21 protein-coding genes and 3 pseudogenes are annotated in these 23,648 nt (G+C 69.3%); 15 read left to right on the top strand and 9 right to left on the bottom strand.

Annotation, left to right across the window (positions count from 1 at the left end):
* Positions 1-43 precede the first annotated feature (43 nt).
* The 4 genes and pseudogenes from ACWIF2_RS17385 to ACWIF2_RS17370 all read right to left on the bottom strand — a co-directional run bounded on the left by ACWIF2_RS17385 (position 44) and on the right by ACWIF2_RS17370 (position 4,315).
* Positions 44-1,543 (bottom strand): FUSC family protein, encoded by a 1,500-nt coding sequence (locus ACWIF2_RS17385; protein ID WP_454361269.1) that lies wholly within the window; start codon positions 1,541-1,543, stop codon positions 44-46.
* A 341-nt stretch (positions 1,544-1,884) separates the two neighbouring features.
* Positions 1,885-3,099 (bottom strand): phospholipase D-like domain-containing protein, encoded by a 1,215-nt coding sequence (locus ACWIF2_RS17380; RefSeq protein ID WP_454361268.1) that lies wholly within the window; start codon positions 3,097-3,099, stop codon positions 1,885-1,887.
* 35 nt (positions 3,100-3,134) lie between these two features.
* Positions 3,135-3,370: pseudogene (locus tag ACWIF2_RS17375) on the bottom strand (ATP-binding protein).
* 102 nt (positions 3,371-3,472) lie between these two features.
* A complete protein-coding gene (locus tag ACWIF2_RS17370; RefSeq protein ID WP_454361266.1) occupies positions 3,473-4,315 on the bottom strand; it encodes an RNA polymerase sigma factor SigF in 843 nt (280 codons plus the stop codon).
* 586 nt (positions 4,316-4,901) lie between these two features.
* Between ACWIF2_RS17370 and ACWIF2_RS17365 the strand changes: the two genes are divergently transcribed.
* Positions 4,902-5,792: a universal stress protein gene (locus ACWIF2_RS17365; protein ID WP_454361264.1), complete on the top strand. Its 891-nt coding sequence runs from the start codon at positions 4,902-4,904 to the stop codon at positions 5,790-5,792.
* A 49-nt stretch (positions 5,793-5,841) separates the two neighbouring features.
* Here the strand turns inward: ACWIF2_RS17365 and ACWIF2_RS17360 are convergent, their stop codons facing one another.
* On the bottom strand, positions 5,842-6,867 hold the full coding sequence (locus ACWIF2_RS17360; RefSeq protein ID WP_454361262.1) for a 6-phosphofructokinase: 1,026 nt from the start codon (positions 6,865-6,867) through the stop codon (positions 5,842-5,844).
* A 1,107-nt stretch (positions 6,868-7,974) separates the two neighbouring features.
* Between ACWIF2_RS17360 and ACWIF2_RS17355 the strand changes: the two genes are divergently transcribed.
* From ACWIF2_RS17355 to ACWIF2_RS17320, 8 genes and pseudogenes are all read left to right on the top strand, one after another.
* Positions 7,975-8,796: a hypothetical protein gene (locus ACWIF2_RS17355; RefSeq protein ID WP_454361260.1), complete on the top strand. Its 822-nt coding sequence runs from the start codon at positions 7,975-7,977 to the stop codon at positions 8,794-8,796.
* Positions 8,797-9,366: 570 nt separating this feature from the next.
* Entirely contained in the window at positions 9,367-9,954 is a 588-nt protein-coding gene (locus tag ACWIF2_RS17350) for a TetR/AcrR family transcriptional regulator (protein ID WP_454361258.1), read from the top strand.
* A gap of 59 nt (positions 9,955-10,013) precedes the next feature.
* Positions 10,014-10,685, top strand: coding sequence for an enoyl-CoA hydratase-related protein (locus tag ACWIF2_RS17345; protein ID WP_454361256.1), 672 nt, complete (start codon positions 10,014-10,016; stop codon positions 10,683-10,685).
* Positions 10,686-10,780: 95 nt separating this feature from the next.
* On the top strand, positions 10,781-13,030 hold the full coding sequence (locus ACWIF2_RS17340; RefSeq protein WP_454361255.1) for a molybdopterin-dependent oxidoreductase: 2,250 nt from the start codon (positions 10,781-10,783) through the stop codon (positions 13,028-13,030).
* Positions 13,031-13,147: 117 nt separating this feature from the next.
* A pseudogene (locus tag ACWIF2_RS17335) lies at positions 13,148-13,431 on the top strand (2-oxoacid:ferredoxin oxidoreductase subunit beta); the annotation flags it as partial.
* Positions 13,432-13,474: 43 nt separating this feature from the next.
* Complete coding sequence (gene fdxA / locus ACWIF2_RS17330; protein WP_454361253.1) at positions 13,475-13,789, top strand: ferredoxin; 315 nt, start codon at positions 13,475-13,477, stop codon at positions 13,787-13,789.
* A 3-nt stretch (positions 13,790-13,792) separates the two neighbouring features.
* A complete protein-coding gene (moaA, locus tag ACWIF2_RS17325) occupies positions 13,793-14,782 on the top strand; it encodes a GTP 3',8-cyclase MoaA (protein ID WP_454361251.1) in 990 nt (329 codons plus the stop codon).
* 4 nt (positions 14,783-14,786) lie between these two features.
* The gene (locus ACWIF2_RS17320; RefSeq protein ID WP_454361250.1) at positions 14,787-15,518 is read left to right on the top strand and encodes a hypothetical protein; all 732 of its coding nucleotides are present in this window, start codon (positions 14,787-14,789) and stop codon (positions 15,516-15,518) included.
* On the opposite strand, the gene ACWIF2_RS17315 is transcribed toward ACWIF2_RS17320, so the two are convergent.
* Positions 15,472-16,074, bottom strand: a complete 603-nt coding sequence (locus ACWIF2_RS17315) for a LysR family transcriptional regulator substrate-binding protein (RefSeq protein WP_454361249.1) — start codon at positions 16,072-16,074, stop codon at positions 15,472-15,474. The two genes, ACWIF2_RS17320 and ACWIF2_RS17315, sit on opposite strands and share 47 nt — an antisense overlap.
* A 2-nt stretch (positions 16,075-16,076) precedes the next feature.
* Here ACWIF2_RS17315 and ACWIF2_RS17310 point away from each other — a divergent pair, with 2 nt between their 5' ends.
* Positions 16,077-16,331 carry a hypothetical protein gene (locus ACWIF2_RS17310; RefSeq protein ID WP_454361248.1) on the top strand — a complete coding sequence of 85 codons (255 nt, stop codon included), beginning with the start codon at positions 16,077-16,079 and terminating at the stop codon, positions 16,329-16,331.
* On the opposite strand, the gene ACWIF2_RS17305 is transcribed toward ACWIF2_RS17310, so the two are convergent.
* Together ACWIF2_RS17305 and ACWIF2_RS17300 are read right to left on the bottom strand one after the other, a co-directional pair.
* Positions 16,306-16,770: a hypothetical protein gene (locus ACWIF2_RS17305; RefSeq protein WP_454361246.1), complete on the bottom strand. Its 465-nt coding sequence runs from the start codon at positions 16,768-16,770 to the stop codon at positions 16,306-16,308. The two genes, ACWIF2_RS17310 and ACWIF2_RS17305, sit on opposite strands and share 26 nt — an antisense overlap.
* Positions 16,771-16,834: 64 nt before the next feature.
* A pseudogene (locus ACWIF2_RS17300) lies at positions 16,835-16,969 on the bottom strand (transcriptional regulator); the annotation flags it as partial.
* A 161-nt stretch (positions 16,970-17,130) separates the two neighbouring features.
* Here ACWIF2_RS17300 and ACWIF2_RS17295 point away from each other — a divergent pair.
* From ACWIF2_RS17295 to ACWIF2_RS17280, 4 genes are all read left to right on the top strand, one after another.
* A complete protein-coding gene (locus ACWIF2_RS17295) occupies positions 17,131-17,607 on the top strand; it encodes an Lrp/AsnC family transcriptional regulator (RefSeq protein WP_328336874.1) in 477 nt (158 codons plus the stop codon).
* A 43-nt stretch (positions 17,608-17,650) separates the two neighbouring features.
* A complete protein-coding gene (locus ACWIF2_RS17290) occupies positions 17,651-18,346 on the top strand; it encodes an HAD family hydrolase (protein WP_454361244.1) in 696 nt (231 codons plus the stop codon).
* Between the two features lie 136 nt (positions 18,347-18,482).
* Positions 18,483-21,287, top strand: coding sequence for a beta-L-arabinofuranosidase domain-containing protein (locus ACWIF2_RS17285; RefSeq protein WP_454361242.1), 2,805 nt, complete (start codon positions 18,483-18,485; stop codon positions 21,285-21,287).
* Between the two features lie 151 nt (positions 21,288-21,438).
* Positions 21,439-22,206 carry a DUF4142 domain-containing protein gene (locus ACWIF2_RS17280; RefSeq protein WP_382487780.1) on the top strand — a complete coding sequence of 256 codons (768 nt, stop codon included), beginning with the start codon at positions 21,439-21,441 and terminating at the stop codon, positions 22,204-22,206.
* 45 nt (positions 22,207-22,251) lie between these two features.
* Here ACWIF2_RS17280 and ACWIF2_RS17275 read toward each other — a convergent pair whose 3' ends face one another.
* On the bottom strand, positions 22,252-23,025 hold the full coding sequence (locus ACWIF2_RS17275) for a LysR family transcriptional regulator substrate-binding protein (RefSeq protein WP_454361240.1): 774 nt from the start codon (positions 23,023-23,025) through the stop codon (positions 22,252-22,254).
* Between the two features lie 58 nt (positions 23,026-23,083).
* Between ACWIF2_RS17275 and ACWIF2_RS17270 the strand changes: the two genes are divergently transcribed.
* The gene (locus ACWIF2_RS17270; RefSeq protein ID WP_382487776.1) at positions 23,084-23,467 is read left to right on the top strand and encodes a DUF5997 family protein; all 384 of its coding nucleotides are present in this window, start codon (positions 23,084-23,086) and stop codon (positions 23,465-23,467) included.
* Positions 23,468-23,648: the final 181 nt, after the last annotated feature.

Here is a 23,648-nt window from a genome sequence, read left to right as displayed (position 1 = left end):
TTGGCAGAGCGGGGCGCTGGCCAGCGGTCGCGCGGAGCACCGTTCAGGAAGGGACAAGCGGAGGGCGCGGAGAGGACCCGAGCGGCATGGCCAGCTCCGACAGAGCCTTCTCCAAGCCCCGCAGATGTACGAGGGCCGACTCCATCTCGTCCTGCTGAGGCATCTCGCCGCCGACGGACGCCACTCGCCTGCCCCCCAGGTCGCTGACAGTGAGTGCTGCCACCGCTCCCTCGACGCGCCAGCAGGCGGCGGCCAGACGGGCGTCGTGCGACGCGACAGGATCAGCGGCAATGGACACCAGACCCCGCACTTCGCGTGCGCAGTCGTCGAGCAGCTCGATGACCTGGCGGGCACGGGCTTTCCGGGCGCGGAAGGGGGCCAAAGGGTGCATCAACGGGGCAAGAGCCATCCGTACCCGGCCGAGCAGCAGTTCCAGTTCGGCGGCGTGCGGGGCAGGGTCGCCCTTCGGATCTCCAGCGAGGCGAGCGGTCGCTTCGGCCGTGGCAGCGTGGACGCAGTGCAGTGCCCGCCGGATCCAGGCATCGTTCGTGGCGTGCGTGGTGACCGGCAAGACGAGAGCCACGGCCAGCGCGGCACACAGCGCGCCCACACCGGTCTCCGCAAGACGGAGCTCGAGCAGGCTGGGGTCCAGCACGCCCAGCAGGCCGTACAGCAAGCTGACCATCACCGTCACCGCCAGCATCATCCATGAGTAGGAGACGGCGGCGGTGTAGAAGATGCCGAAGACGCAGACGGCGACCAGGGCGGCGGTGGGCGCGGGCGCGCCATGCAGCGGGATGGCGACCAGCAAACCGATGGCGATGCCGATCACGGTTCCGAAGACCCGGCGGAAACCGCGGACCAGGGTTTCGCCGCGAGAAGCCGTGTTGACGAAGATCCACCAGACAGTACCGACGGCCCAGTACCAGCGCTCCTCGGAGAGCAGCTGTCCGACCAGAAGCGCGAGAGTCGAGGCAGCAGTGGCCTGGAAGGCTTGCCGGGTGGTGGGCCGCGCCAACCCGCGGCCGGGCAGGGCCGGCGGGGTTGCCGCAGGTGGGGTGTGACGCTCGATGGGCCAGAGCACGAAGCGCGTGGCGCCGGCCGTGGAGAGGGCCAGGCCCACAGCGGTGTACAGCTCGGGCAACTGAGCGGGAACCGCGTGCAGGAACTGCGTGATGAAGAAGTTCATGAACGCGAAGATCCCGAGCGCATGGCCCCGCGGGCCCCAGCGGCGGGCATAGACCCCACAGAAGACGACGGCCAGGAACGCGGCGTCACGGGCCGAGGTGATGCCGTGCAATGCGGTGGCAAGCGCCAGCACGGGGAATCCCGCGATGGGAAGCAGGGCGGTGGTGATCCGCTGGTCACGGACGGTCGCATCGGTGACCGTGAAGAGGGCGAGCAGTGCCGCGAGTCCTGCGGTGATCGATGCGGTGAGCGACAGCCCGCAGAGCTCGGAAACGGCGACGGCGGCGGAGACACCGATGACCGCGCGGGTCGCGTTCCGCAGCCTCAAGCGCCCTGGGTCCGGAGCCACGAACATCCTCTTCACGGCGGTGCGCCGCCCCCCTTGCAGTGGTACGCGCCCCACCCACGTTCGTCCGGGGTGGCGGACGACAGGCAGGCAAGACGAAGGCACCGCGGTCTGGACCGGCCTCGTCGCCGTCCAGCGCTACGCGGCGCCGCAAGTACATGGATAGGGCATAGATAACCACCTGGGGGCCCACTGGCTCAACTGTCGAGCCAATGAGTGCGCCAATGGCACAGCTGATCAGCCTCGATTCCGACCGTTGGGAGGCCAATGGAACAGGCCCTACCAGGATTACTCGCCGAGACGAGGTTGCCGACCCGGACGAAGCGCTGGCTCCCGAGCTTCAGCGGCAGCTAGAGGTAGCGGCGAACGGACCGGACAGCAGCTTCGCGGGCCCGTTGCAGTACGGAGCGCTTTCTCCACTGCCCGGCCCGCATCCGTTCACTGGCAGCGATGTCCGCCTCGAAATGGGCATCGATGGTTGCGGTGAAGTCATCGTCCAAGACGGCGAGCATGACTTCCTCGTCGTGGTCGAGGGAGCGCCGGTTGAAGTTGGTCGACCCGACAAGGGATGCCGTGCGGTCCACGGTGATGACCTTGGCGTGCATCATGGTCGGCTGGTACTGGTAGATCTTGACCCCGCAGGCAAGCAGATCCTCGTAGAAGTGTTGTCCGGCCAGTTGGCAGACCCGCTTGTCGGTGTGCGGTCCGGGCAGCAGGATCTCCACGTCCACCCCGCGCCGGGCAGCGGCGCACAGCAGCTCGATGAAGTAGCCGTCCGGGGAGAAGTAGGCGGTGGCCAGCCGGAGTCGCTCCTCAGCCGACTCGATCATCACTCGGATCAGGGTCTGCATGTCCTGCCAGCCGAAGCTGGCCGAACCGCGCACCACCTGCACGACCGCCTCGCCCTGCGGGCGGTGGCTGGTAAACCGGTCGCGGTTGTCGAAGAGTTCGTCGTGGCATTCGGCCCAGTTCTGTGCGAACGCGGCCGCGATGCCGTCCACGGCCGGCCCGCGTACCTGAATGTGGGTGTCCCGCCATTCCTGTGGATTGCGGGCATCGCCGCACCACTCCTCGGCGATGCCCACACCGCCGGTGAACGCCACCTGCTCGTCCACGACCAGCACCTTGCGGTGGCAGCGGTGATTCTGCTTGAGCGGTGACAGGTACAGCGGCTTGCGGAACCAGGCCACCTGCACGCCCGCCCGGCCCATCTCCGTCAGCAAGTCCTTGTCGATCAGCCGGCTGCCGAAGCCGTCCAGCAGCAGCCGCACCCGGATCCCGGCCCGGGCCCGTTCCGCCAGTGCGTGCGCGAACTCGCGAGCGATGTCGCCCTTCCAGTACACGAACGTCATCATGTCCACCGTGTGCCGGGCGGAGCGGATGGCGTCGAGCATCGCCGGGAAGATCTCGTCACCGTTGCGAAGGGCCACCAGCGCGTTTCCCTCGGTGGCCGCGATGCCGATGAGGCGTTCCAGCCGGCGCCGTATCCGCACCGCTCTCTCGTCAGGGGTGCTGCCGCGGCCCATGCGATCCGCGGGCTCCGTCATGTCCTGAGTGCTGGTCATTCCTACCCCTCGGCCGTCGCCGTCCTGTTGTCCGCTCACTCTGCGTGCTCCGGATGGTCCGTCAGCGCGGGCTGACCGCGGGTGTCCTCCGCCGCGGGTGGCAGGCAGAAGCAGGCGGTGACTGACTTTCCATAGGGACAGGGGCGGGCCTCCCAGTCGTCGGCGAGGGCGTCGACGAGGAACATGCCCCGGCCGCCAAGGCGGTCGCGAGGGTCTCCAGATGCTCGCGCGCCCAGCCGCGCGCCGCCCTGGGACCGGCACTCATCGGCATCGAGCGGGCCCAGCCCACCGCCCGTACTGACGCTTGCTCCACTAAATGTCCTCCTCGGCCGGGATCCTCCCCTGCCGCGCATACGACTGGGCACGCTGAAGCTCAGGCGTTGGTGAGCATGCCGTCGCGCAGGCGGGCCAGGAGGCGGGCGGTCAGGCGCGAGACGTGCATCTGCGAGCAGCCGAGGCGTTCGCCGATCTCCTTCTGGGTGAGTTCCTCGACGAAGCGCCAGTGAAGGATCTGCCGGTCGCGTTCGTCGAGTTCGGCGATCATCGGGGCCAGGGCGTGGAAGTCCTCGACGAGTTCGAGGGCGGTGTCCTCGGTGCCGATGAAGTCGGCGAGGACCGTTTCGCCGTCCTGGCCGGTGCTGATGGCCGCGTCCAGGGAGGCGGAGTTGTAGCCGTTGGACGCCAGACGGGCCTCGCGGACCTCCTCTTCCGGCAGGCACATCAGTTCGGCCAGTTCCTTGGTGGTCGGCGTGCGGCCCAGCCTGCTGCGGAGTTCCTCGGTGGCGCGGGTCAGCTGGGCACGCGCCTCCTGCAGGCGCCGGGGCACGTGCACGGCCCAGGAGGTGTCGCGGAAGAACCGCTTGATCTCTCCGACGATGTAGGGCACCGCGAAGGAGGTGAACTCGACCTCACGGGTCAGCTCGAACCGGTCGATGGCCTTGATCAGACCGATCATGCCGACCTGGACGATGTCCTCCATCTCGCCCGGACCGCGGCTGCGGAACCGGCCGGCGGCGTAGCGGACGAGGGACATGTTCATCTCGATCAGTGTGTTGCGCGCGTACTGGTACTCGGGCGTGCCCTCTTCCAGTACGGCGAGCTGGCCGAAGAACAGCTTCGACAACTCCCGCGCGTCCTGGGGCGCCACCTTCGAGGGGTCCGCTATGTCCGGCAGGCCTGTGGTGGTCTCAGCGACAGCGTGCACGGTTGTCGTCATGATCTGTTCTCCCAGTCGGGCGACCTCTGCGATCGTCGGCCCGGGCCGACGCAGCGGCGTCTACCCCGTTCTTGGCGGCGCACGCTCGGGGCCTTGCGAGTTCGCGGCGCGGGGGTGCTGTTCAGTTCTCCGAAGCGGCTTCGGCACCATCGGAGAGTCCGGCGCCCGGGGTCGTCAGGTGCTCGTGGGTGCCGGTGAGGGGGAGCAGACGTCGCAGCGCCGGGCCGGTGTTGTCGAGAACAGGATGCCGTTCCCGCCGGCGTTGCGGTGGATCTGCAACAGGACCGTGAGTCCGCGACCTCGTAGTCCAGGTCACCGGCCAGGGCCACATGCAGCTCGTTCGGACCGGTGGCGGGCAGAATCCGGACGATCTCTGTCTGAGGGGAGGAGCACGGGCATTTCCAGCGTCTGTGGGAGGCGAGCTGTCGACAGACTGGACCTGGGCCCCGCGCCGCTCCCGCGGCAAGCAGGACCCGCTCCACCTCCGGTGCGGACGCCGGAACGGTCCTGCCATGGAACAGTGGAACAGGGGCAACACGGGCCGTGCGGGTCCTGCCGAGGTGCACGCCAGGCGAAGGAGGACGCGATGAGTCACCCTGTGCTGGCGGGAGTCGACGGGTCCGCAGACAGTTCGGCGGCGGCCGTCTGGGCGGCGCGAGAGGCTTCGCTGCGTGGCGTTCCACTGCGCTTGATCCATGCCTCCCCTCCGCTGCCGGGCACCGCCGTGCCGGTCCCGGCCGTGGACAGGCTGCGCCACATGGGTGAGCGGATACTCCGGCGGACGGTCACCGACCTGAGCGACCGCTACCCGGACCTCGAGATACGAGGCGAGCAGGCCGATGACGCCCCGGCCTCGGCACTCCTCTCCGCCGCACGCACTGCCGGGCTCCTCGTCGTCGGTACGCGGGGGACGGGCGGCTTCGACGGCCTCGTGGTCGGCTCGGTGGCCTTGCGGATGGCGATGGCAGCCCCTTGCCCCGTCGTATTGGTGCCCCAAGGGCACGCCGGCGCATTCGGAGAAGGGACACACGCGACACACGGCACCGACCAGGTAGTCGCGGGGTTCGATGCTCATCGCCCGGTCGGTGAGGTGGCGGACTTCGCGTTCTCGGCAGCCGAGGCACGGGGAGCACGTCTGCGGGTGGTCCAGGCATGGGCCTTTCCCGCCGACGCCGTGTCTCCCCGGACATTGGCGGTGACCGAGGAGGACCGCGCCATGTGGGAGGACCAGGAGGTCTTGCGGCTCTCCGACGCCCTGCGCGCGTGGCAGGAGAAGTATCCGCAGGTGACGGTCCGTCCCGACGTCATGCTGCTGCACCCCGCCGAAGCGCTCCTGAACACGTCACGCGGCGCGGAGCTGCTCGTCGTGGGCCGCCGTACCGATCCACAGGCGGTCGAGGGCAGACTGGGGCCCGTCACTCACGCCGTGCTGCACCACACCCGCTGCCCGGTGGTGGTCGTTCCGCACAACCGCTGAGGGCGGATCGGCAGGTCTGGTGGCGTTCCGGTAGCAGGTGCCGGGGCAGTCAGCCGAAGAACACCTCGAACTCGTCGTACAGCGACCGATCGACCCGCTTGGTCTTTTCCGTGGCATCGGCGAGGGGGATGCGGACGATGTTCGTGCCGTGCAGGGCCACCATCACGCCGAAGTCTCCGTCCTTGACCGCGTCAACGGCGTGCAGCCCGAAGCGCGTGGCCAGCCACCGGTCGAAAGCGCTCGGCGTACCGCCGCGCTGGATGTGGCCCAGGACCGTGGTGCGGGCGTCCGTGCCGGTGCGTGCCGAGATCTCCTGGGCAAGCCACTCGCCGATGCCGGACAGTCGTACATGACCGAATTCGTCAAGCGTCTGATCCTTGAGCATCATCTGTCCCTCGTGGGGGACGGCCCCCTCGGCCACCACGACGATCGGCGCATAGTTGATCTTGAACCGGCTCCGCACCCACCCACAGACCTGCTCGATGTCGAACGGCTGCTCCGGGATGAGGATCACGTTGGCGCCGCCCGCGATGCCGGCCTGCATCGCGATCCAGCCGGAGTGCCGCCCCATCACCTCGACCACCAGGGTGCGCATATGCGATTCGGCAGTGGTGTGGAGGCGGTCGATGGCCTCGGTCGCGATGCCGACGGCGGTGTCGAAGCCGAAGGTGTAATCGGTTCCGGAAACATCGTTGTCGATGGTCTTCGGTACCCCGACCAGGTTCACCCCCTGACGGCTCAACTCGGTGGCCACACCGAGCGTGTCCTCGCCGCCGATCACGACGAGCGCGTCCACCTCGTGATCGGCGAGGGTGTCCTGCACGCGCCGCAGCCCGTCCTCGTGCTTGAACGGATTGGTACGGGAGGAACCGAGGATCGTTCCGCCGCGGGGGAGGATTCCGCGCACGCTGGAGATGTCGAGCGGCACCACATTGCCCTGGAGCGCGCCGAGCCAGCCGTCTCGCAGACCGACGAAGTCGAAGGCGTACTCCTGGACGCCTTTGCGGACGACGCTGCGGATCACAGCGTTGAGGCCGGGACAGTCACCGCCGCCCGTCAGCACTCCGACCCTCATGGCTTCCTCCCATCGACCGCTCACCCGACCTGGCGGCAGCCTTCTCGGCGAGAGAATCCGCTGCCGGGGGACACGGATCTCCTCCCCTCAGGCTCCCCCCGTTCGGTCCGCAGTGGCCACTCGACGAAAGCGGGACGTGCGGCCCGTGCCTGGTGGCCTCCTTCGGATCGGTAGGCAGCCCGTAGGGGAATCCCCGGCCTGGTGCCGGTGTGCCGGGAGATCTTCGACGGCGTCCTCGGTGACCGACCGCAGTTCGACTCCACCCCCGTCCTCGTCAATCACTTCGACGGCGAGGCGAGATCGGCCGCAACAGCGGCGTTGCGCTTGGTCTGCGGAGCATCGTTGCCGGAGGACGCACCTCACGCCAGGAGGGGGCGCCAACGAGCTGACTCCGCCAGGTCCTCCGTGCGGTGCGCCTGCCGTCCTCGGACATCAGCAGGTCGACGTGCCCGCGCTCCGTCATCCTCGGCAGCCGGATCTGGCCGCCGGCTCGATGATCTCCTCCCCTACGGCGCCTCCCGACAATCCACCCGCGCGCGGGGGCACGGGCGGGCCGCCCCGCGCCCGCTGGGCTGTCGCCTGGTGCGCCTGCTGAGGCTGGTAGCCGCCGTTGCCCGGCTGGATGATCACCGGAAACAGGAGGAATTGCATCAGCTGCAACACGCTACGACATGGCTCGTGTACCAATCACGCTGGTCAAAGCTCTGGCAGTTCGACAGTCGCGAGATCACTCGTAACGGTGACCTGCCAACAAGGATCAGATGCATCGATGTTGTTTCAGACGCATCCGCGCAAGGAGTGCAGTGTGTGCGGCCGTGTTCGGGCCGGCAACCACATCGACGGTGGCCGGGGCGCCTTCCACTGCGACACGTGCATTCCCCGGCCTCTTCGCGCCTGCGGAATCTGCGTGCGTCTACGGTCGGTCAAGATCTTCTGGCCGCTGGGGCCCGTGTGCTCCGCCTGCTACCGCCGCAGGCGGGCTTCCCCCTCGCCCTGTGCCGGGTGCGCCGCCGCGCGGATTCTGGTCGGGATCACGGATGACGGCGAGTCGAGGCTGTGCGCGACTTGCTGCGCCCAGGGTGATACCCCCGGCGGTGTCGTCGGGGCATGCGCGACGGGCCAGGTCAGCGCGGACCTGCGGCCGGACGGCCGGTGCCCAGGATGTTCGCCGCGCACAAGGTGCACGACCTCCTCACCGACTCCAGCGGCAACGTCCCCGTCGGCCTTGCGCCGCTGGAGGCCGTCCTGGCCGACGTCACCAACCACTACCCGGTCCTGGAGTGGATCCGCCGCAGCCCCGCCGCGCGGCTGCTGGCCCGCCTGGCCCAGTCCCCGGACGCACTCACGCACCACGCCCTGGACACGCTCCCGCCGGACGCGAACACCTCCTACGTCCGCGGACTGCTGGTCACGGCCGGCGTGCTGCCACCACGGCAGGAGAACCTCGCAGGGCTGGAGACCTGGCTGGCCGCCAAGCCCGCCCAACTCCCTCCTCACCACGTCACCCTGGTGCGACCCTTCGCCGAGTGGGGCATTGTCAAAGACACCCGGCGGCGGGCGGCCCGCGGCCGCTACAGCCTGAGTGCCTACAAGGGCGACTGCACCGACATCCGCGTCACCATCCGCTTCCTCGCCTGGCTCGACGCCCACGACCTGCGCATCTGGGACCTGGCACAAGCGCACCTGGACAATTGGGCGAGCACGCATCCGACTCGGCGCACTCGTCTCATCCCGTTCGTCCGCTGGGTCCACGCCCGTCACATCGTCCGTGACCTGGAGATCCACCACCGGCCGAGGCAGCTCCCCGGCACCTTCCAGGACGAAGCAACCCACCAGGCCGAACTGCGGCGCTGCCTTACCGACACCGGCCTTCCCCCCTGCCCGTACGCATCATCGGCGCCCTGGTCCGCCTCTACGCCCTGCCCCTGACCCGGATCGTCGAACTCACCACCGACCAGTTCCACCGGGAAGCCGAGACCGCCTACCTCACCCTTGACCGACACCCGGTCCTGCTCCCACCGGCGCTGGCCACCCTGCTCGATGAACAGATCACCCAACTCCCCGCCCCACAGCCCCCGCAGGGCCGCCAGCATCTCCTCCTGCCGGGCGCCCTACCTCGCCGCCCGGCAGCGATCACGGCCGTAACGGTCGACCGGCACGGCTGTCACCAGCGGGTTCGGCGGCAGCAGATGCTTCGCCCATGTGTTGTTGCCCTGATGGCACGGTGAGGCACAGTGCACGGCCGACGCCCGCCCCGGCCACGACCCGCCCGAGCCCGAGACGCCTGCAACTACGGGCCTGCGCGCCTCGCCAGAGCGTTCGCGCTCACGGAGAGCGTCGCACCCTCTTGCATGTTCTATGCCATCCCCCTTAAGTTACTGAATGGTAGATGCGTTGCTTGATGCTTCGCCGTAGGCAGGAAAGGACACCGGGCATGTTCGAACGGGCACGCGCCACGGGTGCGCCCGCACAGCTCGCAATCCGCGAGGTGATGGCGGCGTGACCCCACGCAAGGGCGGCAGCCGGGACCGCATGGTGCTCAGCGCCGCCGCGCTGCTGAGCGAGTACGGGGCCAGCGCCACGAGTATCGACCGGGTACTCGCTCACAGCGACGCCCCGCGCGGCTCGGTCTACTACCACTTCCCCGACGGGCGGGCGCAGCTCATCAATGAGGCGGTCGCGCTCGCGGGTGACTTCATCGCGGGGCTGATCGACGCCGCGATGCAGGCCGATGATGCGCTGGCGGCGATCGACGCGTTCTTCGGGCTCTGGCGTCAACGGCTCGTCGACAGCGACTTCCGCAGCGGCTGTCCGATCGTGGCGGTGGCCGTGGAGACCAATGATGACGCGCCGCAGCTGGCCCGCTCGGCGGCGGCCGTGTTCTCCCGTTGGCAGGAGGCCCTCGCCGGCCTGTTCCTGAAAAACGGTCTGCCGGAGGAGCGCAGCAAACGACTGGCCGCGTTCATCATCGCCGCGGTCGAAGGCGCGGTGATCATGTGCCGGGCCGAAGAGAGCACCGCCCATCTCGAGGCAGCCGCAGCCGAGATCCACGAGCTGCTCGCCCTCACCCTGCCGCGCCGTCCCTGAGCCGCGCCACGTGCCATCGGCGTGACGCATATCCATCCCACCGCACCCAGGAGGACCCCATGCCCACTCTCGACCGTCAGGAAAGCGTCTTCGTACTCGACCTCGGGGACGACGAGAACCGCTTCCACCCCGACTGGATCAACGCCGTCAACGCCGCCCTCGACGAGGTCGAGAAGGCGGAGGGCCCGCGCGCCCTGGTCACCGCCGCCACCGGCAAGTTCTACTCCAACGGCCTCGACCTGGAGTGGCTGTTCGCCCACGCCGACCAGCACCAGGACTACGTCATCTCGGTCCATGAACTGTTCGCGCGGATGCTGTCGCTGCCGGTCATCACGGTGGCCGCGCTGCAGGGGCACACCTTCGCCGCCGGCGCGATGTTCTCCCTCGCCCACGACTTCCGTGTGATGCGCGCCGACCGCGGCTACTGGTGCCTGCCCGAAGCGGAGATCAACATCCCCTTCACCCCCGGCATGGCCGCCCTGATCCAGTCCCGGCTGTCGCCGCAGACCGCCCATGCGGCCATGCTCACCGCCCGCCGCTACGGCGGCGCCGACGCCGCGGCCGTCGGCATCGTCGACCAGGCGGTCAGTGAGGACGCCGTGCGCTCCACCGCGATCGAGTTCGCCCAGGCGCAGGTGAACAAGGCCGGCGACACCCTCGGCACCATCAAGGCCCGCATGTACGCCCCGGCCCTGGCCACGCTGCGCGACACCACCAATCCCATGGGCTGACCTCACGGTCCGCACGTCCCTACCCGCCGCCGCCCCGTCCCGGGCGGCGGGCGCCCGCGCCAAGACGGTTGGCGGTGTTGACGAGGAGGAATCACATGACTGACCAGGCCGACACTGCCAGTTGGCACAAGACCGCGTGCATTCTGTGCGAGAACAACTGCGGCATCCAGATCCAGACCGACGGCCGCCGTTTCGCAAAAATCCGCGGCGACAAGGAACATGTCGCCACCAGCGGCTACACCTGCAACAAGGCCCTGCGTCTCGACCACTACCAAAATGGTGTGGAACGCCTGACCACGCCGCTGCGCCGAGAGGCAGACGGCAGCTTCACCCCCATCGACTGGGACACCGCGGTGCGCGAGATCTCCGCCCGCCTCAAGTCGGTGCGCGACACCCACGGCGGCAAGTCGATCTTCTTCTACGGCGGCGGAGGCCAGGGCAACCACCTCGGAGGCGCCTACAGCGGCGCCCTCATGGGCGCCCTAGGCGCTCGCTACCGCTCCAACCCCCTGGCCCAGGAGAAGACCGGCGAAGGGTTCGTCGACGCCCATCTGACCGGCAGTCACACCGTCGGGGACTTCGAGAACGCCGAGGTCTCGATCTTCATCGGCAAGAACCCCTGGCAGACCCACGGGGTCTCCCGGGCCCGCACCGTGCTCAAAGACATCGCCAAGGACCCCGCCCGCACCATGATCGTCATTGATCCGGTGCGGACCGAGACCGCCGACCTCGCCGACATCCACCTGCAGCTGAGGCCCGGAACCGACGCCTGGTGCCTGTCCGGCATCCTCGGCGTCCTGGTCCAGGAGAACCTCGTCGACCACGCCTTCCTCGACACCCACACGACCGGGGCGGCAACAGTGCTCGAGCAGCTGAAAGCTGTGGACGTGGCTCGCTGTGCCGCCACATGCGGACTCGACGAGGAACTCCTGCGCACGACGGCCCGCCGGATCGCAGCCGCCTCCAGTGTCTCCACGTACGAGGACCTGGGCGTTCAGCAGGGCCCCAACAGCACTCTCGTCTCCTACCTCAACAAGCTGATCTGGCTGTTGACCGGCAACTTCGCCAAGCAGGGCGCGATGCAGCCGCACTCGTGGGTCGTACCGCTCGCCCGCTACAGCACCCGCCCGCGCCGCACCCCTGTCACCGGCGCGCGGATGCCCGGCGGCCTGGTGCCCTGCAACGTCATCGCCGAGGAGATCCTCAACGACCATCCCGACCGGTTCCGGGCGATGGTCATCGAGTCCTCCAACCCGGCGCACTCCCTCGCCGACTCCGCCGCCTTCGCCAAGGCCCTCGACAAGCTCGACCTGGTCGTCGTCATCGACATCGCGCTGACCGAGACCGGGCACCGGGCCGACTACGTGCTGCCTGCCGCGTCCCAGTACGAGAAGTGGGAAGCGACCTTCTTCACCTTCGAGTTCCCGCACAACACCTTCCACCTGCGGGCCCCCGTGCTCGACCCGCTGCCCGGCACGCTGACCGAACCCGAGATCTACGCCCGCCTGATCCGGGAACTCGGCGCCGTCCCCCGTAGTCGCCTCTCCCTGCTGCGCGCCGCGGCCCGCCTCGGCCGCACCCCGTACAAACTCGCGTTCGCCGCCCTGGCGGTTCTCGACAAGAGCACCGTCAAGCTGGCCCCGTATCTCCTCTACGAAACCCTCGGCCCCACCTTGCCCAATGGTGCCCGCTCCGCCGCGGTGCTGTGGGCGCTCTGCCAGCGCATCGCCAAGGACTATCCCAAGGCCATGCGTCGCGCCGGGCACGCCGACGCGGAAGCCCTGTTCGAAGCGATCCTCAAGGGTCGTTCCGGAGTCATCTTCACCGAGGACGAGTACGACGACGCCTGGGGCTACGTGCCGCATCCCGGCCACCGCATCCCGCTGCCCATCCCCGAACTGCTCGACCTGCACGCCGGCCTGGACACCACTGCGGCCGTGCACACCACCGAGGAGTTCCCGATCGTCCTGGCCGCCGGCCAGCGGCGTGCGTTCACCGCGAACACCATCATCCGCGACACCACCTGGCGCCTGCGTGACAAGGGCGGCACCCTGCGCATCAGCCCGCACGACGCCGAGCAGCTCGGACTCGACAACGGGGCGCTCGCCCGGATCACCACCGAGCGCGGCACCGCGAACGCCACCGTCGAGATCGACGACCGCATGCAGGCCGGACACGCCGCCCTGCCCAACGGTTTCGGTCTCGATCTGCCCACCGGCGACGGCGGGACCGAACGCACCGGCGTCGCCCTCAACACCCTCACCGACCTGCGCAGGCGCGACCCCATCGCCGGCGTCCCCTGGCACAAGCACGTGCCCGCCCGCATCGAGGCTCTCCCCGCCTGACCCCCACCCACGACAGGCCAACACGTCCGCGGACCTCGCTGCACGACTCCGCGGGCACGCGGCACACCCGAGGAGAACGACCGTGCCACGTGAGCACCCCGGCTCACGTGCGGCCGCTTCGGTACCGACCAGGGCGTCTTCCGTGGACACGTCACCTCTGCCAACGAAGACGACGTCATCGTCCATGACGCCTACGACCCCAACCCGGTAACGGCCTTTGCGCTCACCCGCCTCACGAACGCCGCGACGCTCCACCACACCCCGATCGGCGTTCTGCGCTCGGTACGACGACGGTGTACGACACGCTGATGGCACAACAGCTGGAGCGCGCAGAGATCGAACAGGGGCGCGGCCACCTCGGCGCACTCCTGGCCGGCAGCGACACGTGGACCACCACCTGACCCAAGCCCTTCTCCGCTCATTCCCTCGTCTCAGGAGCCACCCGTGACCTATGTCATCGCCGAACCGTGCGTCGACGTCAAGGACAAGGCGTGCATCGAAGAATGCCCCGTGGACTGCATCTACGAAGGCCCCCGGTCGCTGTACATCAACCCGGACGAATGCGTCGACTGCGGCGCCTGCGAGCCCGTCTGCCCGGTCGAAGCGATCTTCCTCGAGGAGGACCTGCCGATCGAATGGACGGCGTATACGAAGGCCAACGCCGAGGTGTTCGACACCGCGCCCGGCGGAGCCGCGCAGCATGGTCCTCTCGACCGCGACCACCCCCTGATCGCCCAGCGCGACGAGACGGGATCCTGAACGATGCTCCGGGACAGTCATGGACGGGTGGCGACCGATCTGCGTGTCTCACTGACCGACCGCTGCAACCTTCGCTGCACCTACTGCATGCCGGCCGACGGCCTGGCATGGCTTCCGTCCGAGTCGGTACTGACCGATGAAGAGGTGGTGCGGCTGGTGAGCATCGCTGTCGAGCACCTGGGCGTGCGCGAGGTCCGCTTCACCGGCGGCGAACCTCTGCTGCGCCCCGGGTTGCGGGGCATCCTCGCGGCCGTCGCCGACCTGCGGCCCCGTCCGGAGATCGCCCTCACCACCAACGCCGTCGGCCTCGAGACGCTGGCCGACCCGCTCCGTCGTGCCGGCCTCGACCGGATCAACGTGTCCCTCGACACGTTGGACGCCGCAGTCTTTCACCGTCTGACGCGACGGCACCGGCATGCCGACGTGCTGGCAGGTCTGGCGGCCGCCGACGCCGCGGGCATGACGCCGATCAAGATCAACTCGGTGCTCATGCGCGGGATCAACGATCATGAAGGGCCCGAACTGCTGCGCTGGTGCCTGGCCCGGGGGTACGAGCTTCGGTTCATCGAGCAGATGCCGCTGGACGGCGACCGCGCCTGGACCCGGGACGGCATGATCACCGCTGAGGAGATCCTCGAACGCCTCCGCGCCGACTTCGGGTTGACGCCGCAACCGCAAGACGTCCGAGGCAGCGCCCCCGCCCAGACCTGGCTGGTCGACGGCGGGCCTGCCCGTGTCGGTGTCATCGCCAGCGTCACCGCGCCGTTCTGCCAGGCGTGCGACCGTACACGACTGACCGCAGACGGGCAGGTGCGGGCCTGCCTCTTCTCCCGCACGGAGTCCGACCTACGTGGCCCCCTGCGCTCAGGCGCTACGGACGAGGAGATCGCCACCCGGTGGCGGACCGCCATGTGGGGCAAGCAAGCGGGCGGCGCCATCGACGGAGACGCCTTCGAGCAACCCGCCCGCACGATGTCGGCCATCGGGGGCTGAACAGTTGACCAAGGGCACCCACCAAGGCCGAACCGATCACATCCGGCCCATCGTGACGCACAGTTCCACGTCCGCCGATCGCAGCGGGCACGATGCCCCCCACCACGAGCACCGCGAAACTCACCACCAGTCGTCCGTCGTGTCCTGGGACCAGGCGCGCGCATACGCATACTCCGCGGCCTTGCCGTGCCCCGCTGTGCGGGTGGCGCTTCCGGACGCGCTGGGAGAGCGCCTCGCCCGACCGCTCACCGCGCTGAGCGCCATGCCGGCCTTCGACGCCTCGGCCATGGACGGCTTCGCCGTCTGCGGCCTCGACACCCAACGCTGGACCATCGTCGGCAGGCTCCTCGCCGATGCCGCCGACCAGGACATGGACCTTGCCCCCGGACAGGCCGTCGAGATCGCCACCGGTGCCGCCCTACCCCTAGGTGCCAGTGCTGTGTTGCCCTACGAGCACACGCAAAGGGAGGCGAATTCGGTCATCGCCGTCAGGGCGATGGGGCGTGCACTCAAGCCCCGACAGCACATCCGGCATAGGGGCGAGGAGTATGAAGCGGCGGACGTCCTGCTTCCGGTGCGTACAGAGCTGACCGCCATGGCACTCAGGCTGGCCGCTGCTGCCGGACACGACGCCCTGGAAGTGATGGGGCGGCCCTCCGTGCGAGCCCTGGTCACTGGAGACGAGCTGATCACCTCGGGCCTCCCTCGACCGCTCGCGGCGTGCGCCGCTCCATGACGACGTGGGCAGTCGCGGTGAGGCGGGACGCGACGGATCGCGCGTCGGGCAGCCAGGCCACCACGAGTTGGGTGGTGGGGTGTCCGTAGACGGGCACCGCCCGTACGGTTCCGCCGAGGCGGTCGCTGACGCTGTCGCCCACGACGACCACGAGCCGGCCGAGCGCGACGCGGTCGACCATGGCGTCCAGCGCCTCGTTGGGCAGATCCGCCTCGTACCCCGGCAGAGCCTCCACCTCGGTGAGGGTCAAGAACGGGCGCTCGGCCAGAGGGTGGCCTGCCGGGAGCAGGAGGACCGGTTCCTCCGGGCCGAGTTCCATCAGTTCGAGACCGGGGACGGCAACCGTCTGGCACATGAGGGCGACGTCAGCGATGCCGTCTTGAAGGGCGCCGATCTCGTCGTAGGTGAATACGACGTCGGTGACCACGCCGTCCGAGCCTTCCGCGCCGGCGGCGAGCAGGGCGGACAGGATGCCGGGAGCGGCAGCGGGGCGGGCCGCGACGGTGACCCGCTGCTGCCCGGCGGCATTGCGCGCCTTGCGTACGGCGGTGTCCATCGATGCTTGCCGACCCGGCACTACGGCGACTCTTCCTCGACTACGACCAGGCGTACCATCTCGACGCCGACGATCCCCGTATCGCCGACCTCGCCCGCCGAATCGTCGAGGCGACCCAGGCACGCTACGGGCCGAACGAACTGCCCGAGCTGGATGCGGCTTCCGAGATCCCCGCCCTCATCCAGGGCACGGTCAACGCCTCGTCCCCTGCATGGGAGCGACTCGACGCGCTCATGCGCGAACAACTGGACGCGTGACGGTGAGCGTCACTACTCGATACGCACCCTGCCCTTTTCCGGCGAGACGAGGCGGCCCCTCAACCGCAACAGTCGCACCCCGGACGGCAGCCACATGCTTCGCTCGCCCCTGCCTTTGAATCAGGCCGGCCGGCACGATACCGGGGACGGAGCGCTCGGCCTCGCCGCTGCCCGTCAGGGCGCGGACGGCGTCGACGCTGACGTAGGCGGCGAGCGCGAAGAACGACAGCGCGATGATCCGCAGGGCAGCGTTCTCGCGAGCCTCGCGTACGGCGTGCTCCCGGGAGGAGAACTGCCAGGCGACCGCAGCGGCTGAGGAGACCTCGATGATCGAATCCAGGCCGAAGCCGATCAGAGCGGTGGAGGAGGCGCGGGTGCCGGCGGTGATGGCGACGATCACCTCGATGGCGTTGTACGTGATGGCCGCGGCGACCAGCACACGTATTCGGCGGGCGAGCGCATCACGGCGGGCCGGGGTGGGCCGAGGGATATCGAGGTTGCCATCAGCAGCACCCCTGCTCGTCGGCCTCCACGCACGTGCGGTCCGCGGCGACAGCAACCACGGCTGTGCGCAGGTTGTCCAGGGCGTGGCCGAGGCGTTCGTCGGCAAGCTCGTAGCGGGTGCGGCGGCCGTCGGGGCCTGAATTCTTGGCTGGGTAGTTCCGGATGACCAACCCCTTCAACACCGCTCACCAAGGAGGCCACTGGCTCAACCAGATCCCTCTAGACTGGCCCATTGGTACAACCGTGGCGGTCGGAGGACGGCCGTGGCAGAGCCAACGGACGAGGAGGGCGCGGTATGCCCGTGGACGAGCTCGACACCCGCATCCTGCGGCTGCTGCTGGAGCAACCGCGCACGAGCGTGCGTGAGTACGCCCGTATCCTCGGCGTGGCCCGGGGCACGCTCCAGGCCCGGCTCGACCGGCTGGAGCGCGACGGCGTGATCACCGGCACGGCACCGGACCTCTCCCCCGCCGCGCTCGGCCATCCGGTGCTCGCGTTCGTGCACATCGAGGTCACCCAGGGCCATCTCGACGAGGTGGGCGACGCGCTGGCCGCGGTGCCGGAGATCGTCGAGGCGTTCTCCATCACGGGCGGTGGGGATCTGCTGACCCGGGTCGTGGCGCGGGACAACGCTCATCTGGAGGACGTCGTGCAGAAGCTGATCAGCCTGCCCGGGGTCGTCCGCACCCGCACCGAGATCGCCCTGCGAGAGCGCGTCTCCCACCGGCTGCTGCCGCTGGTGGAGTCGATCGGCCGCGCGGCCCGCTCCTGACCCCTCACGCTCCCTGGATCATGGCCTTTGACATGCTGACACCATGAGCAATCTCGGCGGCCTTTCGGTCATCTTCGATCTCGACGGAACGCTCGTGGACAGCGAGCCGAACTATTACGAGGCGGGCCGGCAGACCCTCGCCGAGCACGGCGTCCCCGGCTTCAGCTGGGCGGACCACGAGCGGTATGTCGGCATCAGCACGCAGGAGACGGTCGCGGACTGGAAGGAGCGGTACGGTCTGCGGGCCCCCGTGGAGGAGCTGTTCACCGTCAAGAACCGCCGCTATCTCGAACTCGCCCGCAACTCCACGCGCGCCTACCCCGAAATGCGCGAGTTCGTCGAGCTGCTGGCGGCCGAGGACGTGCCCATGGCCGTGGCCTCGGGATCCTCGCCCGAGGCCATCCAGGCGGTGCTGAGCGGCACGGGCCTGGACGCCCACCTGCGGACCGTCGTCTCGGCGGACGAGGTCGCGCACGGCAAGCCCGCTCCCGACGTCTTCCTGGAGGCGGCCCGCCGGCTCGGGGCGGATCCGGCCGGCTGCGTGGTGCTGGAGGACGCCGCCCCCGGCGCCGCCGCCGCGCACGCGGCGGGGATGCGGTGCATCGCGATCCCCTACGTCGCTGCGCAGGCGGACGCCCCCGAGTTCGCCACCGCCGGACTGCTCCTGCGGGGCGGTCAGGAGGAGTTCACGGCACAGGCGGCGTTCGACTGGCTGGTCCGTTCGGCGGGCCCTTCCTGAACTCACCTCTCCCGACCCGTTGACGCTCCCCCGTCCCCTCCCTAGGGTCTGGTCGATCACTCGCACAGCGTTCGATATATCGAATAGCTCGAATGCGTCGAGTCCGTGGACCCGTTGGCCCCGTGGAGGAGCACACATGGCACGGCCCCTCTCCAGACGAATCCTTCTCCAGGCGGCGACCCTCGCCGCCGCCGTACCCGCGCTCTCCGAGGCGGCGACAGGCCGGGCCGTCGCGGCCCCCGCCGGCATCCCGTCCTCCTGGACCGTACGGCCCTTCGGTCTTGAGGACGTGAGCCTCGGCCGGGGCGTCTTCGCCGACAAGCGGCGGTTGATGCTGGACCACGCCCGCGGCTACGACGTGAACCGGCTGCTCCAGGTGTTCCGCGCCAACGCCGGTCTCGCCACGGGCGGCGCGGTCGCCCCGGGCGGCTGGGAGGGCCTGGACGGCGAGGCCAACGGCAACCTGCGCGGGCACTACACCGGCCACTTCCTGACCATGCTGGCGCAGGCGTACCGGAGCACGAAGGAGCAGGTGTTCGCCGACCGGATCGGCACCATGGTCGGGGCGCTGACCGAGGTGCGGGCGGCGCTACGGCGAGATCCCGCGGTGCTGAGCGTCGCCGGGAAGTTCGGGACCGCCGCGGACCAGGTACGGGGCTCCTACCAGTACGTGGATCTGCCGGCCGCCGTGCTCGGCGGGGCCTCGGCGCTCACCCTCTCCGTCTGGGTGCGGCCCACGCACGACGCCAACTGGACCCGCGTCTTCGACTTCGGCAACGACACCACGCGCTACCTGTATCTGGCCGCCCGCAACCAGGCGGGAGTGCCGCGCTTCGCCATCACCACGTCGGGCGCGGGCGGCGAGCAGAGCCTCGACGGCACGGCCCCGCTGCCGCTGAACCAGTGGAGCCATCTGGCGGTGACGATCGCGGGCGGCACCGGCACCCTCTACGTCAACGGCACCGCCGTCGCCCGGAACACCGCGATGAGCCTCACCCCGGCGGCTCTCGGCGCCCTGAAGAACAACTGGCTCGGCCGCTCGAACTACTCCACCGACCCCGTCTTCGCGGGCGCCTTCGAGGAGTTCAACGTCTTTTCGCGGGCGCTGACGGCCGCCGAGATCACCGAGTTGCAGAGCCGCCGGGCCTCCGACGCCTCGACGGGCCGGGGCGATCTGGCGTCGTACGCCTTCGACGAGACGGCCGGCGGGGCCTTCGCGGACACCTCCGGCCGGGGCCTGACCGCCGCCCTGCGCCGCACCTGGGGCGGGCCCAGCCACCCCGGGTTCCTCGCCGCGTACCCGGAGACGCAGTTCATCGATCTGGAGTCGAGGACCTCTCCCGACTACACGAAGGTGTGGGCGCCGTACTACACCGCGCACAAGATCCTCAGGGGTCTGCTCGACGCGTACACCGCCACGGACGACGACCGGGCCCTGGACCTCGCGTCGGGCATGTGCGACTGGATGCACTCCCGGCTGTCCAAGCTGCCGGAGGCCACGCTCCAGCGGATGTGGGGGATCTTCTCCAGCGGGGAGTTCGGCGGCATCGTCGAGGCGATCTGCGATCTGCACGGCATCACCGGCAAGGCCGAACACCTCGCGCTGGCCAAGCTGTTCGACCTGGACCGGCTGATCGACGCGTGCGCCGCGAACAACGACATCCTCGACGGGCTGCACGCCAACCAGCACATCCCGATCTTCACCGGGTACGTGCGGTTGTACGACGAGACGGGTGAGGAGCGCTATCTCACCTCGGCGAAGAACTTCTGGGACATGGTCGTCCCGCACCGGATGTACGGCATCGGCGGCACCAGCACCGCGGAGTTCTGGAAGGCCCGGGACGTGATCGCGGGCACCCTGAGCGCGACCACCGCCGAGACCTGCTGCGCGTACAACATGCTCAAGCTGAGCCGGATCCTGTTCTTCCACGCGCAGGAACCGAAGTACATGGACTACTACGAGCGGGCCCTGTACAACCAGGTGCTCGGCTCGAAGCAGGACAAGCCGGACGCGGAGAAGCCGCTCGTCACATACTTCATCGGGCTGACGCCCGGTCATGTCCGTGACTACACGCCCAAGCAGGGCACGACCTGCTGCGAGGGCACCGGCATGGAGAGCGCCACGAAGTACCAGGACTCGGTGTACTTCGCGAAGTCCGACGGCAGCGCGCTGTACGTCAACCTGTACAGCCCGTCCACGCTGACCTGGGCCGAGAAGGGCGTGACGGTCACGCAGACCACCGGCTATCCCAGGGAGCAGGGCAGCACGCTCACCTTCGCCGGCGCCCGGGCCTCCTTCACGCTGCGGCTGCGCGTGCCGTCCTGGGCGACCGCCGGGTTCCGGGTGACCGTCAACGGGAGTGCGGTGCCGGGCACTCCGAAGCCGGGGAGCTACTTCGCCGTGTCCCGGACCTGGCGGGCAGGCGACACCGTCCGGGTCACCCTGCCGTTCCGGACGCGGGTGGAGAAGGCCCTCGACGACCCGTCCCTGCAGACCCTGTTCCACGGACCGGTCAACCTGGTCGCCCGCTCCTCGGCGACGGAGCTTCTCAAGGTCGGGCTGTACCGCGACGCCGGTCTGTCCGGCGACCTGACGGCCTCCCTCACTCCGGTGCCGGGCAAGCCGCTCCACTTCACGCTGGACGGGACCGAGTGGGCGCCGTTCTCCGAGGGGACGGAGGATCCGGCGCACACCTACTTCCGGCGCGCGGAGCCGAAGGCCGTCTTCGGCGGCCGGGACTCGGGCGTCGCCAACCCGGCGAAGGCCGACGGCACCACGCTGCTGGACGAGATATGGGCCGGGGCGCCCTTCCGGAACAAGGGGGCGCTGGTGGCGCGGGTACGGTCCACGGCGGACGCGTGGGTGACGGCCGGGCTGCTGAGCAGGGCCGACGGGGACAAGGTGGTGAGCACGGCGGCAGCGGCCTCGTACGAACCCTGAGCGGACCGGGCCGCGTTCGGGTGGGCCCGGTGCTGTGCGGATCCGGCACCGGACCCCGTCACATCCGGAACTTTTTTGCGGCAGGGGTGATTGTTTCGCGTCCGGCATCCGTACTTCTCGGTGTTGGGCCGTTCATACCCCAGGAGGCACGATGCGCATCTCGCGCAGCACGGCAGGAACCGCGTTCGTGGGCGGTGCGATGATCCTGACGCTCACCGCGCTCGCATACCCGAGCATGCTGGGCGTGGAGAACACAGCTTCCGGTCAGGACCGCATCATCGCCAACACCCAGTACGGGCCGCTGACCGAGGCGGATCGCGACTTCGTGGTAAAGGTGCGCGCGGCCGGGCTGTGGGAGCAGCCGCTGGGGCAAATGATCATGGAGCGGAGCAAGTCGCCGGCGATGATCGAGGTCGCGGAACATCTGCTCGTGGGGCACGGCCGGCTCGACGCGGGCTGCCGCAAGGTCTCCACGGACCTGGGCATCACCCTGCCGAACGAGCCGTCGCCGCAGCAGCAGCAGTTCGTGGCGACGGCGGAGGGCAGCACCGGCAGGGAGTTCGAGTCCACGGCCGTGACCCTCATGCGCATCGCACACGGAGGCATCTTCCCGACCATCGCCAAGATCAGGGCGACCACCCGGAACAGCATGGTGCGGGAACTCGCCGACACGACCAACGACACCGTGCTCGACCACATCACGGTCCTGGAGAAGACCGGTCTGATCAACCACGAGCAGGTCAGCTTCCAGATCACCTCCCCGCCCAAGCTGCCCCAGGACCAGACGACGCCCCCGCCGCCGCAGCAGGGCGCGCCTGTCCGTGTACTGGAGGTCCCGGAGAACCTGAAGGACCTGCAGACGGTCGCTCCCAACCCGTCCTACGGGGCGGCGCCGCAGCCGACCCAGTCGGGCGGCTGAGCGAGGAACGGGTCGGGGTCGCCCCCTCCTGCGGCGGCCCCGAGATCAGGAACGGCGGCGGGGCTTGCCGCGCCTGTCGCCCTTGGGGGCGCCACGCCCGCCCTTGCCGGTGCGCTTCGCACCCCCGGCCTTCCCGGCCGCAGACTTCCCCGGCACCGGCTTTCGCCGGGCGCCGCCCCGGTCGGCGGCCACGGACTCGTCCGGCTGCTTGCGGCCCCGGGTGCTGTTGACCGTACGGCCGCGCACGATGCCGATGAAGTCCTCGACCTGGTCCGTCGTCGCCTCCTGGGGCCAGGCCAGTGCCACGCTCGACTCGGGGGCGTCCTTGAGGGGACGGTGCGTGAGGTCCTTGCGATGGTGGAGACGGGCGAGCGACAGGGGCACGACGAGGACGCCGATCCCGGCCGCGACGAGTTCGACGGCGTCGGCCGTGGTGGCAGGACGTTCGAAGGCGGGCCGCCCGGGGAGGTTCTCCCAGTCGAGGACGTCGTCGAGGGGATGCAGCACGATGTCGTCGGCCAGATCTTCGGGGGACACCTCGTCGACCGCCGTGACCAGGTGGTCCTTGGGCACCACGACGACCGTCTGCTCGGTGTAGAGGGGGATCGCGCTGAAGACCGTCCGGTCCACGGGCAGCCGGACGAGCCCCGCGTCGGCGTCCCCGCCCAGCAGCCGCTCCGCCACCGCCCCGGCGGCCACCTGCGTCAGATCCAGCGGGACGTCGGGCTGCCGCTCGTTCCAGATGCGCACCCACTTGCCGGGCATCACCCCGGGTACGTACACGAGCCGGAACGAGGGAGAAGTTTCCGAGCCTGTCACCTCGCCAGGTTACCGGCCGTGGTCAGCGGTCGTGCACACGCTCGATACGCTTGATGCCATGACGTCGCACCAGAGCACCCAGACGATGAAGCCCGCCACCGCGGCGAAGAAGCTGGGTGTGTACCTCGAGGCCACACCCGCCGAGTTCCAGGAGGGTGTCGTCTCACGCGCCGAGCTGAACGAGCTCCAGGCGAACCCGCCGCAGTGGCTCCAGGACCTGCGGCACAACGGCCCGCACCCCCGCCCGGTGGTCGCGGCGAAGCTCGGGGTCTCCATCGCGGGGCTCGCCCGCGCCGGTGTCACCGAGCCCCTCACCACCGAGCAGATCGAGACACTGAAGCAGGAAGGCCCCGAGTGGCTGGAGCGGGAGCGCGCCACCCAGGCCGAGGTCCGCAAGGAAGCGGCCAGGATCAAGAAGAAGAACGCCGAGCACCAGGCCTGATACCCGGCGCACTCCCTTTCAGGACGGCCCCCACCGGATCATCCGGTGGGGGCCGTCGCTGTTACCCCTGGATGTCGTCAAAGTTTTCGGCCATGTCTTGACATGGCGAGGAGGCGATCCGTAGCTTGGCCGATCATTTAGATTCGTGAAGCACGTTCACGAATATGAACGGAGCAACCAC

This window comes from Streptomyces sp. NPDC055506 (assembly GCF_053643595.1).
The sequence above is the reverse complement of the archived record's forward strand: the minus strand, read 5'-3'. Positions and strand labels throughout refer to the sequence as shown.